This window comes from Methylobacterium oryzae (genome assembly GCF_021398735.1).
GTDB lineage: Bacteria > Pseudomonadota > Alphaproteobacteria > Rhizobiales > Beijerinckiaceae > Methylobacterium.
This window is the reverse complement of sequence record NZ_CP090349.1, coordinates 4,800,804-4,816,831: the sequence shown is the minus strand read 5'-3', so window position 1 is coordinate 4,816,831 and position 16,028 is coordinate 4,800,804. Positions and strand designations below refer to the sequence as shown.

The 16,028-nt window shown below is 71.6% G+C and carries 11 protein-coding genes; 9 read left to right on the top strand and 2 right to left on the bottom strand.

The features are described from left to right. The first annotated feature begins 274 nt into the window (after positions 1–274). Complete coding sequence (locus LXM90_RS22985) at positions 275–775, top strand: MucR family transcriptional regulator (RefSeq protein ID WP_020091452.1); 501 nt, start codon at positions 275–277, stop codon at positions 773–775. 153 nt (positions 776–928) lie between these two features. Beyond that, on the top strand, positions 929–2,104 hold the full coding sequence (locus tag LXM90_RS22980) for an MFS transporter (protein ID WP_020091453.1): 1,176 nt from the start codon (positions 929–931) through the stop codon (positions 2,102–2,104). Between the two features lie 4 nt (positions 2,105–2,108). Here the strand turns inward: LXM90_RS22980 and LXM90_RS22975 are convergent, their stop codons facing one another. Further along, positions 2,109–6,953 (bottom strand): NAD-glutamate dehydrogenase, encoded by a 4,845-nt coding sequence (locus LXM90_RS22975; protein ID WP_020091454.1) that lies wholly within the window; start codon positions 6,951–6,953, stop codon positions 2,109–2,111. A gap of 159 nt (positions 6,954–7,112) precedes the next feature. Here LXM90_RS22975 and LXM90_RS22970 point away from each other — a divergent pair, with 159 nt between their 5' ends. The 4 genes from LXM90_RS22970 (at position 7,113) to LXM90_RS22955 (ending at position 10,806) form a co-directional block, all read left to right on the top strand. Next, positions 7,113–7,529: a MarR family winged helix-turn-helix transcriptional regulator gene (locus LXM90_RS22970; RefSeq protein WP_020091455.1), complete on the top strand. Its 417-nt coding sequence runs from the start codon at positions 7,113–7,115 to the stop codon at positions 7,527–7,529. Positions 7,530–7,558: 29 nt separating this feature from the next. Then, on the top strand, positions 7,559–8,845 hold the full coding sequence (locus tag LXM90_RS22965) for an MFS transporter (RefSeq protein ID WP_020091456.1): 1,287 nt from the start codon (positions 7,559–7,561) through the stop codon (positions 8,843–8,845). A gap of 192 nt (positions 8,846–9,037) precedes the next feature. Then, positions 9,038–10,204, top strand: coding sequence for a multidrug effflux MFS transporter (locus LXM90_RS22960; protein ID WP_042672169.1), 1,167 nt, complete (start codon positions 9,038–9,040; stop codon positions 10,202–10,204). A 74-nt stretch (positions 10,205–10,278) separates the two neighbouring features. Then, the gene (locus tag LXM90_RS22955) at positions 10,279–10,806 is read left to right on the top strand and encodes a DoxX family protein (protein ID WP_020091458.1); all 528 of its coding nucleotides are present in this window, start codon (positions 10,279–10,281) and stop codon (positions 10,804–10,806) included. Here the strand turns inward: LXM90_RS22955 and LXM90_RS22950 are convergent, their stop codons facing one another. Then, positions 10,807–12,255, bottom strand: coding sequence for an MFS transporter (locus LXM90_RS22950; RefSeq protein ID WP_020091459.1), 1,449 nt, complete (start codon positions 12,253–12,255; stop codon positions 10,807–10,809). Between the two features lie 207 nt (positions 12,256–12,462). On the opposite strand from LXM90_RS22950, the gene LXM90_RS22945 reads away from it, so the two are divergent. The 3 genes from LXM90_RS22945 (at position 12,463) to panE (ending at position 16,017) form a co-directional block, all read left to right on the top strand. Further along, positions 12,463–13,353 (top strand): DUF3313 domain-containing protein, encoded by an 891-nt coding sequence (locus LXM90_RS22945; protein ID WP_020091460.1) that lies wholly within the window; start codon positions 12,463–12,465, stop codon positions 13,351–13,353. Positions 13,354–13,571: 218 nt separating this feature from the next. Beyond that, complete coding sequence (gene guaB / locus LXM90_RS22940) at positions 13,572–15,065, top strand: IMP dehydrogenase (RefSeq protein WP_020091461.1); 1,494 nt, start codon at positions 13,572–13,574, stop codon at positions 15,063–15,065. 7 nt (positions 15,066–15,072) lie between these two features. Next, positions 15,073–16,017, top strand: coding sequence for a 2-dehydropantoate 2-reductase (panE, locus tag LXM90_RS22935; protein WP_020091462.1), 945 nt, complete (start codon positions 15,073–15,075; stop codon positions 16,015–16,017). The last annotated feature ends 11 nt before the right edge of the window (positions 16,018–16,028 follow it).

Sequence of the window (16,028 nt, the reverse complement as noted above, 5' to 3'; positions counted from 1 at the left end):
GGTCTCCGCCAAAGTCCCCGGCACCAGAGCGCGGAGATTGCAGGTCACACCACCCCGGAACAGTGCCGGTATGGTTAACGAACCCTAGCGGCGACGTGGTTAATGCCCCGTCAACGGCGGTGGGGCGGAAGGTTTGCGGCCCATCGATCCGATCTCACCTGTCGATCACGAATACGTTTGAGCTAATTCGTGCACTATGCTACATAGGTGCAGACTTCGATCGACTCCGAGAGGAATTGATCGGCCTGAATGATTGTAACTCTTGAGGTTTGCCGTGAGTGAGAACGCAGGCAGTGAGCTCAGCCCGGCGATCGGGCTCGCGGTCGATATCGTCGCCGCTTACGTGTCGAACAACTCCGTTCCGGTCTCCGAACTTCCCGGATTGATCGGCGGTATCCACGCGGCGCTGAACAGTTTGACAACTCAAGGTCGCGCCGCGAACTCGAGCGTCGAGAAGCTCAGTCCGTCGCAGATCCGCAAATCGGTCACGAATGATCACATCGTCAGCTTCGAGGACGGGAAGCCGTACAAGACGCTCCGGCGTCACCTGACGCTGCGCGGCCTGACGCCCGAAGCCTACCGGGAGAAGTGGGGCCTGCCCCGGGACTATCCGATGACCGCGGCGAGCTATTCGGCGCAGCGATCTGAGCTGGCACGCGCCCTCGGGCTCGGACAGCAGCGCCGGAAGACCCGCGGAGGGGCCGCGGCCGCCATCGAGGCGCCCCCTGCGCCGACTGCGAAGGCGCGGAGACGGAAGAAGGTACCGGCTGAGTGAGAGGTCCGAGCCGGGGCTAAGCCGCGTCGTATCCGCGACGCGGCCCTTGCGCGCCGCGCAACTGTGCGCCGCGCCTCCGACGCTATCCATCGGCGAACGCGCTGCGATGCTGCTCTGCACCATCGAGCTCAGCCCGCGCCGAAGGACGTCCCCGTGCCGCCCCTGCCGATCCTCGCCCTCGCCGTCGCCTCGTTCGGGATCGGCACGACCGAATTCGTCATCATGGGCCTGCTCCCGGAGGTGGCGCAGAGCTTCGGCGTCACCATTCCCCAGGCCGGCTACCTCGTCTCGGGCTACGCCATGGGCGTGGTCGTGGGCGCGCCGATCGTGGCGATCGCGACCGCGGGCCTGCCGCGCAAGACCGCGCTGCTGGCGCTGATGGCGGTGTTCCTGGCCGGCAATCTCGGTTGCGCGCTGGCGCCGAGCTACGCCCTGCTCATGGCCGCGCGGATCCTGACGGCCTTCGCGCACGGCGCGTTCTTCGGCATCGGCGCCGTTGTGGCGCGGGATCTCGTGCCGCGGGAGAAGCGCACGCAGGCGGTCTCGCTGATGTTCGCGGGCCTCACCCTCGCCAACGTGCTCGGCGTGCCGCTGGGCACCGCCCTCGGGCAGGAGGCGGGCTGGCGCTCGACCTTCTGGGCGGTGGTCGTGATTGGGCTCGCGGCCGGGCTCGCGATCCAGCTCTGCGTGCCGGACGGGCTTCCCGGGACCCGCGGCCGGCTCGTCAGCGAGTTTCGCGCGCTCGGGCGCTGGCCGGTGCTGCGGCCGATGCTGATCTCGACGCTGTCCTCGGTGAGCTTCTTCACGGTGTTCACCTACATCACGCCGTTCCTGACCGGCGTGACCGGCTTCACGCCGCAGGGCGTGACCGGCGTGCTGTTCGCCGCCGGCACGGGCCTGACCGTCGGCAATCTCCTCGGTGGGCATCTGGCCGACCGGGGCCCGATGGCCACCATCGTCGGCAGCTTCCTGGGCATCGTGGCGGCCCTGCTGGTGCTCGCCGCGGTCGCGCACCATCCGGCGCTCACGGTGGCGGTCGTGGTGCTCTGGTCGGGCCTGGTCTTCGCCCTGGTCTCGCCCCTCCAGATCTGGGTCGTGGAGGCGGCGAGCGACGCGCCGAACCTTGCCTCCACGCTGAACCAGGGCGCGTTCAACCTCGGCAACGCCACCGGCGCCTGGATCGGGGGCACGGCGCTGACCCTCGGGGCCGGCTACGGCCAGCTCCCGCTGATCGCCGCCGCGGTGTCGCTCGCCGGGCTCGGACTGGTGCTCACCGCGGTCGGCCGCGGACGCCGGAGCGTCATACCGGCATCCGCGCCCGGGGCCTGATCGATCAGTCGGCCCGGACGAGGTCGCCGAGCAGGCTCGCCGCCACCGTCGCCTTGGAGACCGTGAGGCCGGAGGCGCTGATCGCGTCCACGGCCTCGCGGATCCGGGCGAGCGAGGTGCCGCGCGCCCGGATCCAGGCCTCCACCGCCTCCGGCCCGGCGCCGAGATCCGCCACGACCTCGGCCGTCAACTTGCGGTGCGCGGCAGCAATGCCGGCGCCCGCGCGCTCCAGGGCCACGCGGTCGAACGTGTCGGCCACCGGGACGGTCCGCGCCGCGGCGGCGAGGTCGTCCAGGCGGAAGGCGTGCTCCAGGGCGAAATGCGTGGCCGCGACCTCCTCGACCGGCCGGCCGCTGGCCTCCGCGACCCGGACGATGTCGGGGGCGGAGACCAGCGCGCTGAGCGAGGCCAGGCGCCGCGCCTGGGCCGGGGCCATGCCGTGCCCGGTCAGCTCCGCCGCGCGGGCGCCGATCGTCGCCAGCGCCTCGTCGCCGAGCACGTTGGGTAGGGCGGCCTCCACGGCGGCGATGCCGTCCCGGTAGCGGGCGACCACCGGGGCGAGGCCGCCGCCCAGGTCGAGGTTGCGGATGAACCAGACGATCCGGTTCGTCAGCAGATCCTGCACCTCGGCGTAGAGGTCGAGCTGGCCCTGGCCGGGAACCCGACCGGCGAGGCCGTCGATGGCGAGGTTCAGCTCCATCAGGCCGAAGGCGTCGCGGGTCACCGCGTAGGCCTTGGCGATGGTCGCGGCGTCCGCGCCGGTGCCGTCGACGAGGCGCGTCACCAGCGACGGGCCGCCGCGATTGACGATGATGTTGGCGAGCGCCGTGGCGATGATCTCGCGGCGCAGGCGGTGTCCCTTGACGGCGTCGGGGAAGCGTTCGCGCAGGGCCTTCGGGAAGTAGCGCTGCAGCTCCCGGTCGAAGTACGGGTCGTTCGGCACGGCGCTCTCGAGGATCGCGTCGTGCAGCGACAGCTTCGCGTAGGCGAGCAGCACGGCGTATTCCGGGCGGGTCAGCCCCTCGTTCCGCCGCATGCGCTCGGCGAGCGTGCCGTCGTCCGGCAGGAACTCCACCGCCCGGTCGAGCCGGCCCTCCGCCTCCAGTGCCTGCATCGTCCGCATGGCGAAACCGGTCTCCCCCAGCCCCCCGCGCTGGGCAAGGGACAGGGCGAGCGTCTGCAACTCGTTGTTGCGCAGCACGAGGCGCCCGACCTCGTCGGTCATGTCGGCGAGCAGGGTGTTGCGCGCCTCGTAGCTGAGCCTGCCGTCCCGCTCCGGCGTCATCAGCGCGATCTTGATGTTCACCTCGACATCCGACGTGTTCACGCCGGCCGAGTTGTCGATCGCGTCGGTGTTGAGGCGGACGCCCGCGCGCGCCGCCTCGATGCGCCCGCGCTGCGTCAGGCCGAGATTGGCGCCCTCGCCGACGACCTTCGCGCGCAGCTCCGGCCCAGTGATGCGCAGGGCGTCGTTCGCGCGGTCGCCGGCATCTTCGTCGGTCTCGGTGGTGGCCCGGACATAGGTGCCGATGCCGCCGAACCAGAGCAGGTCGGCCGGCGCCTTCAGGATCGCCTGCATCAGCTCGGTGGGCGTCGCCTCGGACCGGTCGAAGCCCAGCGCCGACCGGATCGCCTCCGAGAGCGGCACGGTCTTCAGGCTGCGCGGGAACACGCCGCCGCCCTCCGAGATCTGGCTCTTGTCGTAATCCGCCCAGGAGGACCGCCCCAGATCGAACAGGCGCCGCCGCTCGGCGAAGCTCGCCGCGGCGTCCGGGTTCGGGTCGAGGAAGATGTCGCGGTGGTCGAAGGCCGCGATCAGGCGGATGCTCTCGGAGAGGAGCATGCCGTTGCCGAAGACGTCGCCCGACATGTCGCCGACGCCGACCGTGGTGATTGGGTCGGTCTGCACGTCCACGTCGATCTCGCGGAAATGCCGGCGCACCGCCTCCCAGGCGCCGCGGGCGGTGATGCCCATGCCCTTGTGGTCGTAGCCCTGGCTGCCGCCGGACGCGAAGGCGTCGCCGAGCCAGTGGCCCTTCTCCAGCGAGAGGGCGTTGGCGATGTCCGAGAAGGTGGCGGTGCCCTTGTCGGCGGCGACCACCAGGTAGGCGTCGTCGGGATCGTGCCGCACCGTGTCGGGCGGCGGCACGATGGCGTTGTCGACGATGTTGTCGGTCAGTTCGAGCAGCGTGCGGATGAAGATCCGGTAGCTCTCGGTCCCCTCCTGCATCCAGGCGGCGCGGTCGGAGGCCGGCGGCAGCCGCTTCGGAAAGAAGCCGCCCTTGGCGCCCACCGGCACGATCACGGCGTTCTTCACCTGCTGGGCCTTCACGAGGCCGAGGATCTCGGTGCGGAAATCCTCCGGCCGGTCGGACCAGCGCAGGCCGCCGCGGGCCACGTAGCCGAAGCGGAGGTGCACGCCTTCGACGCGGGGCGAGTAGACGAAGATCTCGAAGAACGGCCGCGGCAGCGGCATCGCCGTCACCTTGGCGCAGGCGAACTTGAAGCTGATCGTCTCTCGCGGCTGCCCGTCGGCGCCTGTCTGGTAGAAGTTCGTCCGCACCGCCGCCTCGACGAGGTTGACGAACCGGCGGAGGATCCGGTCGTCGTCGAGGCTCGTGACCTCGGCGAGCGCCGTCTCGATCTCGGCGCGTACCTCGGCCTCCTGCGCGGTCCGGTCACCGGTGAGCGCCGGGTCGAACCGGGCGCGGAACAGCGCCACGATCGCGCGCGCGATCCCGGCGTGGCGGCTCAGCGTGCCCGCGAGGTAGTCCTGCCCGTAGCGGATACGCAGCTGGCGCAGGTAGCGGCCCAGGGCCCGCAGCAGGGCCGCCTCCCGCCAGGGGAGGGCTGCCTCAAGGACGAGCCGGTTGTACCCGTCGGACTCGGCGATGCCGTCCGCGATGGCGAGCATCGCGGCCTCCAGCGGGCGTTCCAGCGCCGCGAGGTCGATCGGGGCGCCGGTGGCCCGCTCGATCAGCATGTCGTGCAGCCAGACCCGCGCGGCCTCGTCCGTCCCGGCCGGCGCGATCTGGTACGTGCGCTCGTTGATGACGCGGAAGCCGAGATTCTCGAGCGCCGGGACCCGGTCGGACAGCGCGATCGCCGTGCCGCGCGAGAACGCCTTCAGGCGGACCTGCGCCTCGGGGTCGCTGGGCCGCCGATCGAGATGGACGGCCCGCGGCTGAGTCTCGCCGAGGCTGTCGAGGATCGTCACGTCGGCGACGGCGACCTCAGGCTGGAAATTGTCCCGATAGGCGGCCGAGAACGCGTCGCCGTAGCGGGCGGCGAGTTGCCGCGCGCGGTCGCCCCCCTGGGATTCGGCCAGCGCCGCCCGCAGCGCGTCGCCCCAGGTCCGGACCAGGGCGACGATCCCGGCCTCCAGGGAGGCGGGATCGTGCTCGGGGCTGCCCTGATCGGGCAGGCCGATGATGTAGTGGATCCGGGCGAGCGAGCCTTCCGGGTAGTCGGGGTAGGACGCGCTGAGCCGCCCGCCGTAGGTCTCGGCGAGGTAGCTGCCGATCCGTCCCCGGATCGCGGAATCGTAGCGGTCCTTCGGGACGTAGACGAGCAGCGACACGAAGCGGCCGAACCGGTCGGGCCGGGACAGCACGCGGACCCGCGGGCGGTCGGCCAGGGCGGCGATGGCCAGGGTGAACCGGTAGAGCCGCTCGCCGTCGATCTGGAAGAGTTCGTCCCGCGGGTAGCTCTCCAGCACGGCGAGGAGGCTGCGGCCGGCATGGCTCGTCGGGTCGAGGCCGGCGCGCTGGACGACGGCCTCGACCTTCCGGCGTAGGACCGGAACCTCGCGGGCCGGGCTCGTGTAGGCCGAGGCGGTGAACAGGCCGACGATCCGCACCTCGCCCGACAGCTTGCCGAGGCCGGAGAACAGCTTGACGCCGATATAGTCCAGGTAGGCCGAGCGGTGGACTCGGGACTTCACGCTGGCCTTGGTGATGATCAGCGGCTGCGGCTCTTCCAGGAAGGCGAGGATCTCCGGCGTGTAGTCCACCGGCGTCCGGCCACGGCGCAGGGGCGTCGCGCCGGGATCGCGGAGCACGCCGAGGCTCGACCCCTCGACCAGCGGGTGAGCGTCGCCGGCGATGCCGTGCTCCTGCAGGCCGAGGATGAGGAACTGGCCGTCGGTCAGCCATTCGAGGAAGGCGCGCGCCTCCTCGGTCTCCGGTCCCGGCATCGGGGTCGGCCCGCGCCCGAGATCGGCGGCGAGGTCGGTGAGGCGCGCCAGCATGGCGTCGTGGTCGTCGCTCGCCAGGGCGACATCCCGGTAGACCGTCGCGAGCGCGTTCAGGAGCCGCTCGCCGGTCTCGGCCGCCACGGGGTCGAGGTGGATGTGGATGAAGCTCTCGCGCGCGAGACTGCCCTGCGCGTCCGCGGTCGTCTCCCCGACCACCCGGATGAGCCCGCCCGCGCCGTCCCGCTCCACCCCGAGGATCGGGTGCGCCACGAGCTGCGGGGCGAGGCCCTGCTCGGTCAGTTCGGCCAGGGTCGAGTCCAGCAGGAACGGACGGTTGTCGTTGATCACCTCCAGGACCGTCGTCTCGCGCGCACGGCCGTCGCGCACCAGCTGGCTGTCGCTCAGGCGCAGCCGCGCCGGGTCGCCCGGCCTCCGCGGCTCGGACAGGAAGGCGCGGGCGCGGGCGGCGAGATCCGCCAGGACAGAGGGATCGTAGGGAGCGAGATCCTCCGGCGTCACGCGGCCGAACAGGTCGCGGACGAAGCCGCCGGGTCCGCCCTGCTCGGTGACGATGTCGGCGGCCGCCTCTATCAGCCCGGTGCGGGCCGTCTTCTGCTCCGAGGAGGACAACGCCGTCGCGGTCTCGAGTGTCATCGCGCTTCTCCCGAACCGGGTCACTCGCCCAAGCGATAGCAGCGTGACCGGCCGTGTCGATGACAGCGCCCGCCCGTTTCCGGGCCAACGGGTGTCGATCGCTGCGAACCGTCAGCTTCGCCTTGCCGAACGCCCGATGCGTGCATATACACCCATACCATGAGCGCCCCGTCACCCGAGCCGTGCACCTGCTCCGCCCTGCGTCGCGCCACGCGGGCGCTGACGGCGATCTACGACGCCGCCCTGAAGCCGACCGGGCTCCGCGTGACCCAGTTCGCGATCCTGCGGCTGCTGGACCGGCTCGGACCGGTCCCGGTCTCCCGCCTCGCCGCCGAGGCAGCGCTGGAGCGGACCACGATGGGCCGCAATCTCGACCCGCTCAAGCGCCGCGGCTTCGTCTCGGTCACGCCCGGCACGTCGGATCCGCGCGAGCGCCGCGTGTCCCTGACCGCGTCGGGCCGCGAGGCCCTCGCGGCCGCGACGCCCTACTGGCGCGAGGCGCAGAGCCGTATCAACGCCCGGGTCGATCCCGCGACCGTCTCCGCCCTGGCGGAGTCCCTGATCTCCGCCGCCTGACCGATCCGCCCCGCTTCCGGAGCCCGTCCATGACCGCCCTGACAGAGACGCGCCCCGGGTCGCGCCTGCACTACGCCTGGATCGTCGTCGCGGTGACCTTCCTGGTCCTGCTCGTCGGGGCCGGTGTCCGCGCCACGCCGAGCGTGTTGATCGTCCCCTGGGAGCGGGAATTCGGCTGGACCGCGGCCACGATCGGCGTCGGCATCGCGCTCAACATCTTCCTGTACGGGATGATCGGCCCCTTCGCGGTGGCGATCATCGAGCGGTTCGGCCTGCGGCGCTCGGTCTGCGGCGCACTCCTGATCCTGGCGATCGGCACCGCCGCCACGAGCCTGATGACCGCGCCCTGGCAGATGGTCGTGCTCTGGGGCCTCGTCGTCGGATCCGGATCCGGCATGGTGGCCAACGTGCTGGGCGCCACCGTGGCCGGGCGCTGGTTCGCCAAGCGCCGGGGCCTCGTGCTCGGCCTGCTGACCGCGAGCAGCGCCACGGGCCAGCTCGTCTTCCTGCCGATGCTGGCCTCGATCGCGGTGGGGCAGGGCTGGCGCTCCGTCTCCCTGGTCGTCGCCGCTGCGACCCTGGCGCTGATCCCGCTGGCGGCCCTGCTCCTGCGCGACCGGCCGGCGGATCTCGGCCTGCCCCGCTACGGCGAGGACGCGGTGACGCCGACGCCGGTGCTGACCGAGAACCCGGCCGTGCGGGCGCTCAGGGGCCTGCGCATCGGCCTGCGCTCCCGGGATTTCTGGCTGCTCGCCGGCACGTTCTTCATCTGCGGCGCCTCGACCAACGGCCTGATCGGCACCCACCTGATCCCGGCCTGCATCGATCACGGCATCGCCGAGGTCACGGCCGCCGGCCTGCTGGCGCTCATGGGGATCTGCGACCTGATCGGCACCACGGCCTCGGGCTGGCTCACCGACCGGTTCGATTCGCGCAAGCTGCTGGCGTGGTACTACGGCCTGCGCGGCCTCTCGCTGATCTTCCTGCCCTACTCGTTCGACTACAGCTTCTACGGCCTGTCGCTGTTCGCGGTCTTCTACGGGCTCGACTGGATCGCCACCGTGCCGCCCACCGTTCAGCTCGCGGGCAAATCGTTCGGGGAGGAGAACGCCGCGCTGATGTTCGGCTGGATCGCGGCCGCGCACCAGATCGGCGCGGCGTCCGCGGCGTGGCTCGCCGGCATGGTCCGGACCGAGAGCGGCACCTATCTCGGCGCCTTCGTGGCGGCCGGCCTGCTCTGCCTCGTCGCCGCCCTGATGGCCGCCTTCGTGGGCCGCAAGCCCGACGCGCCGGCCCTGCGCCCGCTGCCGGTCTGAACTGCGCGGCGCGGGCAGGGTTGTCACAACTGTGCCGTGAAGGACGAGCCCTGATCGGCCCGTTCCCGCGCACCCCGAGAGCCCGCCGTGACCATTGCGATTCGGCCCGTGCCGCCGGTCCAGGACGTCCGCGCCCCGCGGCCCTGGTCGGGGCCGGGCTTCGCCGAGTTCGTCGCCATCATCGCCCTGATGATGGCGGTGACGGCGATCTCCATCGACAACCTGCTGCCCGCCTTCCCGGCCATCGAGGCGCGGTTCGCGGTGGCCGATCCCAACCGGCTGCAGCTCCTCGTCTACGTCTACATGATCGGCTTCGGCTTCGCGCAGATCGTCTACGGGCCGGTCTCCGACGCCCTCGGGCGACGGCCGGTGCTGCTGGCGAGCCTCGCCGTCTACGTGATCGGCTGCTTCCTCGCCATGGTGGCGCCGAGCTTCGGCTGGCTGCTCGCCGCCCGGATCATCCAGGGCATCGGCGCCGCCGGCGGGCGGGTGCTGTCGGTGGCGATCGTGCGCGACCGGTTCGCGGGCCGCGAGATGGCGAGCGTCATGTCGCTCACCATGATGGTGTTCCTGATCGTCCCGATGATCGCGCCGGCGATCGGCGGCATGATGCTGGCGCTGGGCTCCTGGGTCTACGTCTTCGTCTCGATGCTGGTCCTCGCCTTCTGGCTGACGATCTGGTTCTCCCTGCGGATGCCCGAGACGCTGCACCCGGAATATCGCCGGCCGCTCTCGCCGGCCGCGACCTGGGAGGCGATCCGCCTGACGCTGAAGACCCGCGTCGCCGTCGGTTATGCCACCGCGCTCGGGCTGATGACCGGCTGCATCATGGGCTACGTCGGCTCGGCCCAGCAGGTCTTCGATACCGGCCTGTACCACCTCGGCCCGCTCTTCCCGCTGGCCTTCGGGCTCGTGGCCGGCGCCATGGGGGCGGCGACGCTGATCAACGCCCGCGTGGTCCGGCGGCTCGGGATGCGGGCGATGTCGCACAGCGGCGTCATCGCCTTCACGCTCGTCGGCCTCGCGCAGGTCGGCGTCGGGCTGGCCTATCACGGCCACCCGCCGCTGGCCGTGTTCCTGTCGATCCTCGCGGTGAACCAGTTCCTGATCAGCTTCGCGATGCCGAACTTCAACGCCCTCGCGCTGGAGCCCCTCGGGGCCATCGCCGGCACGGCCTCGTCGTTCCTCGGCTTCTACACGACGATCCTGGGCGCGTTCTGCGGCTTCCTGATCGGTCAGTCCTTCGACGGCACGGTGCTCCCGGTGGCGATCGGCTACGCGAGTCTCGGCGCCCTGGCGCTCCTCGTCGTCGCCTGGACCGAGCGTGGCCGGCTGTTCCGCGGCGGCGTCGGCGGTTGAGGTGGCGTCCTTAACGGGGTCTTCAGCGGAAAGTTGCAACACTGCCGTCCTGATCCACCCGACCGGACACGCCGATGCTCGCCCGCGCCCAGGACGGAACCCTCCTCGTCGCGCGCCTGCTGCTGGCCGCCGCGCTCCTGCCGACCGGGATCGCTCGGGCGCTCAACGTGTCGGGGTTCGCGCTGACGCTCGCGGGGGCCGGGATGCCGTTTCCCAACGGCGTCGCCACCGCCGCCGTGGTGGTGCAGGTGTTCGGACCGCTCGCCCTGATCCTCGGCGTCCTGCCGGGGCTCACCGGGCTGGCGCTCGCGCTCTTCGCCGCCGTGACGGCCTTCGTGCTCCACCCGTTCTGGTACTATGTGGGACCCGCCGCGGTCGCCGAGCGCACGCTGATGCTGGCCGATCTCGGCCTCGCCGGCGGGTTCCTCATGTACGCCCTGAGCGGTCCGGGCGCGCTCAGCTGGCAGGGCTGGCGCGCCGGAACTCGCGCGGCGGCGCCCAGCGCGAAGCCCGCCTCCGCGAAGGCTTCCGGCAAGGGCAGCGCGCCGCGGAACGCCGGCAAGCGCGCTGCCGGCCGGCCGCCGGCCCGCGCCGCGGCCTGATCAGCCGTGCCGCGGCCTCATCTCGGTCGTCGGGGCGGGCGGCGCGGCAGTCATCTTCCGCCCGGAGATCTCCGCGCCGGCATCCGGCGACAGGTTGCGGAAGGCCAGTGCCGAGGCCGCCGAGATCACGGCGACGGCGAAGAAGGCCGGCCCGAAATCCGAGGCCTGGATCTCCGTTCGGCCGTGAAACCCGGCATTCCCCTCGAGCGCCAGCGCGCCCAGCGTGACGCCGAGGCTGAGCGACAGCTGCTGGCAGACGCTGGCGAAGCTCGTGGCCGCGCTCATCTCCTTCGATTCGAGGTCGGCGTACGCGATGGCGTTGACGCAGGTGAACTGGATCGAGCGCGAGCAGCCGCCGACGAACAGCAGGATCACCATGATCCAGTGGGGCGTCTGCGCGGTGTAGAACCCGTTGACCGCCAGGAAGGCCGAGGCCAGCAGCGCGTTCCAGACCATCAGGGCGCGGAAGCCGGTGCGGCGCAGGATCCGCGGGCCCAGGGTCTTCACGAACATCGCCCCGGCCGCCGCCGCGAAGGTGATCAGGCCCGACTGCAGGGCGTCGAGCCCGAAGCCGACCTGCAGCATCAGCGGCAGCAGGAACGGGATCGCCCCGGTGCCGATCCGGAACAGGCTGCCGCCGAGCACCGCGACCCGGAAGGTCGGCCGCCGCATCAGGTCGAGGCGGACGATCGGGTAGGGCACCCGCCGGGCATGTGCCCAGTAGAGCGGCAGGAGCACCGCGCCCGCGGCGAGGCAGCCCCAGGAGACTTCCGCCGGCAGCAGGTGGCGGCCGAGGGAGGCGAGGCCGAGCATCAGGGCGGCGAGGCCGGTCCCGAGCAGCGCGAAGCCGAGCAGGTCGAGGGGCGGCCGCTCCGGCTCCCGCACGTCCTCGAAGTACAGGCTCGCCAGCACGATCCCGGCGCAGCCGATCGGCAGGTTGATGAAGAAGATCCAGCGCCAGTCGAACCACGTGGTGATCAGGCCGCCGACTGGCGGACCGAGCACCGGGCCGACCAGCGCCGGGAAGGTCAGGTAGGCGAGGGCCGTCACGAGCTGCGATTTCGGCACGCTGCGCAGCACCACGAGGCGCCCGACCGGCACCATCATGGCGCCCCCCATGCCCTGGAGGAAACGCGCGGCGACGAACCACGCGAGGCCGTTCGCGGCCGCGCAGGCGAGCGAGCCGGCCATGAACACCACGAGGGCCGCGCGGAACACCGTCCGCGACCCGTACCGGTCGGCCATCCAGCCGCTCACCGGGATGAAGATCGCGAGGCTGACCAGGTAGGAGGTCAGCGCGAGCTTGAGGGCGATCGGGTCCTCGTGGAGGCTCGCGGCGATGCTGGGGAGCGCCGTGGCGATCACCGTGGAATCGGTGTTCTCCATGAACAGCGCGGTGGCGACCGTCAGGGGGACGATCCAGAGCGGTCTTTGGGTGGTCGCGGGCATCACACAGCAGACGCATGTCGCGCCGCCGCGGTTGCACGGCAGCGCGGCCACCTCGCACCCTCGTGTTTCGCGAATGTATCCATCGTGCAACAGAGGTTGAGCCGCGGCGCGGAGCCACCTTTTTTGCGGGTGCGCCAATGGCTAAGTTTCCATCACGCGTCCGTGAGGCCGCTCCAGCCGGCCCGGGGCCGGCGCGCGAGGATTTCGATGCAGCCCAGCCCCAGCAAGGTCCGCTCCGTGGCGCGGATCGCCGCCGGCGTCGCCCTTCTCTCGATGGTCGCCGCCTGCGGCACTGTCCTGCTCAACGATCGCGGCTCGCTGACCCGCTACGACCGGCTCAAGTCCAGCGATCAGGTCGCCTCGGCCTCGCGGATCTACGTCGACCGGCCGGCCCTGGCGAAGGCCCGCACCGTCCGCATCATCCCGACGGCGTTCCACGCCGACGTGTCCGGCGCCGCCCCGCTGACGGCCGCCGAGCGGCGGCTCATCGCCAACGCCGCCGACCGGGCGCTGTGCTACGACCTGTCGCTGAAGTACGACATCGTCACCAGCCGTGACGCCGACCTGACCGTGCGGGCGCAGGTCACCCGCGTCGATCCGACGGACCTTCTCGGTGCGGGCGCGACCATCGCGGGCTCGGCGGGCGTGACGGTCGCCTCGCAGCTCGGCCTGAGCTTCGCCGAGGGTGTCGGGCGCGTGCCGATCCCGCGCGTGCCGATCGGGCTCGGGAGCCTGACGGTCGAGGCCGAGGCTCTGGACCGGCGCCGCGAGCAGCGGGCCGCCATGGTCTGGGGCGGAGCGGCCAACTCGTTCACCAGCCAGCCGCGCTTCTCCCGCGCCAGCGACGCCTACGACCTCGCAGGCGAGTTCGGCCAGGATTTCGGCTACATGCTGGCGACCGGCGATGACCCGTTCACCGCCCCCAACACGATCCCGACCTGGGACCGGATCCGCATCACCACCCTGGGCGAGGCGCCCCTCGACCCGGACTGCGAGGCCTTCGGCCGCGCGCCGGGCATCGACGGCATGCTCGGCGACTATATCGGCCTGCCGCCCGAATACACCGACAAGGGCCCGGCCACGCCGGCGATGCGCTGAAGCGCCCGCGCCAACTCCGCGTCTGACCGCAGACGTCCGTTCATGGCACTGACGCGCCCGTCGAGCGGGCGTGGATAAGCCTCGAGCCATGCGCGTTTTCGCGCTGCGACGCATCAACCGCGCATTGGCGCCTTCGCGGAGCCCGTGATACTGGCACTTGCCAACCCGATCCCGCAGCGCGGCCTCCACGCGCGCTGCCGTCCGAGGAAAGTTGGCACATGGCCCGAGTAGAAACCGCATCGATCATCGAGGGGCTGACCTTCGACGACGTGCTCCTGCGGCCCGCCGCCTCCTCGGTGATGCCGACCGAAGTCAGCGTCGCCTCGCGGCTGACCCGCACGATTCCGCTGAACCTGCCGATCCTCGCCTCGGCGATGGACACGGTCACCGAGGCGCCGATGGCGATCGCCATGGCGGCCAACGGCGGCATGGGCGTCATCCACCGCAACCTCGAGCCGCCGGAGCAGGCCGAGCAGGTCCGCCTCGTCAAGAAGTACGAGTCCGGCATGGTTATGAACCCCATCACCATCCACCCCGACGAGACGCTCGCCGACGCCTTCGAGGTGATGAAGCTCAACCGGATCTCCGGCATCCCGGTGGTCGAGCGCGGCCCCAACGGCTCGCGGGGCAAGCTCGTCGGCATCCTGACCAACCGCGACGTCCGCTTCGCGACGAACTCCAACCAGCCGGTCGCCGAGCTGATGACCCGCGACCGCCTGATCACGGTCCGCGAGGGCGTGACCCAGGACGAGGCCAAGCGGCTGCTCCACCAGTTCCGGATCGAGAAGCTGCTGGTCGTCGACGACCATTACCGCTGCATCGGCCTGATCACCGTCAAAGATATCGAGAAGCGCGTCGCCTATCCGAACGCCGTCAAGGACGAGCAGGGTCGGCTGCGCGTCGCCGCCGCCACGACGACGGGCGACAGCGGCTTCGAGCGGGCCGAGCGCCTGATCGACGCCGGCTGCGACGTGATCGTGGTCGACACCGCCCACGGCCACTCGATCAAGGTGCTCGATGCCGTCGCCCGGGTGAAGCAGCTCTCGAACGCCGTTCAGGTCATCGCCGGTAACGTCGCGACGCGGGACGGCGCCAAGGCGCTGATCGATGCCGGCGCCGACGCCATCAAGGTCGGCATCGGCCCGGGCTCGATCTGCACGACCCGCATCGTGGCGGGCGTGGGCGTGCCGCAGCTCACCGCGCTGATGGAGGCGGTCGAGGCGGCCGGCGAGGCCGACGTCCCGGTCATCGCCGACGGCGGCATCAAGTATTCGGGCGACCTCGCCAAGGCGATCGCGGCCGGCGCCTCCGTGGCGATGCTCGGCTCGCTGCTCGCCGGCACCGACGAGGCGCCCGGCGAGGTGTTCCTCTACCAGGGCCGCTCCTACAAGTCGTACCGCGGCATGGGCTCGGTGGGCGCCATGGCCCGCGGCTCGGCCGACCGCTACTTCCAGGCCGAGGTGAACGACACGCACAAGCTCGTGCCGGAGGGCATCGAGGGGCAGGTCCCCTACAAGGGCCCAGTCGGCAACGTCCTGCACCAGCTCGCCGGCGGCCTGCGCGCCGCCATGGGCTACGTCGGCGGCGCCACGATCCCCGAGTTCCAGGAGCGGGCGCAGTTCATCCGCATCACCAATGCCGGCCTGCGCGAGAGCCACGTCCACGACGTGACGATCACCCGCGAGAGCCCGAACTACCCGTCGCGGACCTGAGGCATCGATGCGCACGCTGATCGTCGGGGCCGGCGCGACCGGCGGCTATTTCGGGGCGCGCCTCGCCGAGGCGGGCGCCGACGTGACCTTCCTGGTTCGGCCGGCGCGGGCGGCGAAGCTGGCGGCGGACGGCCTGAACGTCCGCTCGCCGCTCGGCGACCTGCACCTGCCCGCTCCGCCCACCGTCACGGCCGATAAGCTGGCCGGGGCCGGGCAGTTCGACCTGATCCTGCTGTCGTGCAAGGCCTACGACCTCGACAGCGCCGTCGCGGACCTCGCGCCGGCCGTGGGCCCTGACACCGCGATCCTGCCCGTGCTCAACGGCATGTCGCATCTCGACGTGCTCGACGCCCGGTTCGGCGCCGGGCGCGTGCTCGGCGGCTCCTGCGCAATCGCCGCGACGCTCGCGCCGGACGGCGCGATCCGCCACATGAGCGAGCTGTGCAGCATCACCTACGGCGAGCGCGACGGGTCGCGCTCGGCGCGGATCGAGGCGGTCGACGCCCTGATGCGCGGCCTCAAGTTTCAGCCGCGCCTGAGCGACGTGATCCTGCAGGAGATGTGGGAGAAGTGGGTGTTCCTGGCGACGCTCGCCGGGGCGACCACGCTGATGCGCGCCGCGGTCGGCGACATCGTGGCGGCGCCCGAGGGCACCGCGCTGATCTCTGCGCTGCACGCCGAATGCACGAGCGTCGCCGCGGCCAGCGGCTACGAGCCGCGCGCCGTCGTGGCCGAGCGGGCGCGGGCGCAGCTGACGGCGGCCGGGTCCACCTTCACGGCCTCGATGCTGCGCGACATCGAGAACAAGGGGCGGATCGAGGCGGACCACGTGATCGGCGACCTGATCGCCCGCGGCCAGCGGCTGGCGCCGGAGGTGCCGTTCCCGCTCCTGGCCGCGGTCTATACCGGCCTCAAGGCCTACGAGGCCCGCCGGGCGCGGGAGGCGGCCTGAGCCGCCCCCCG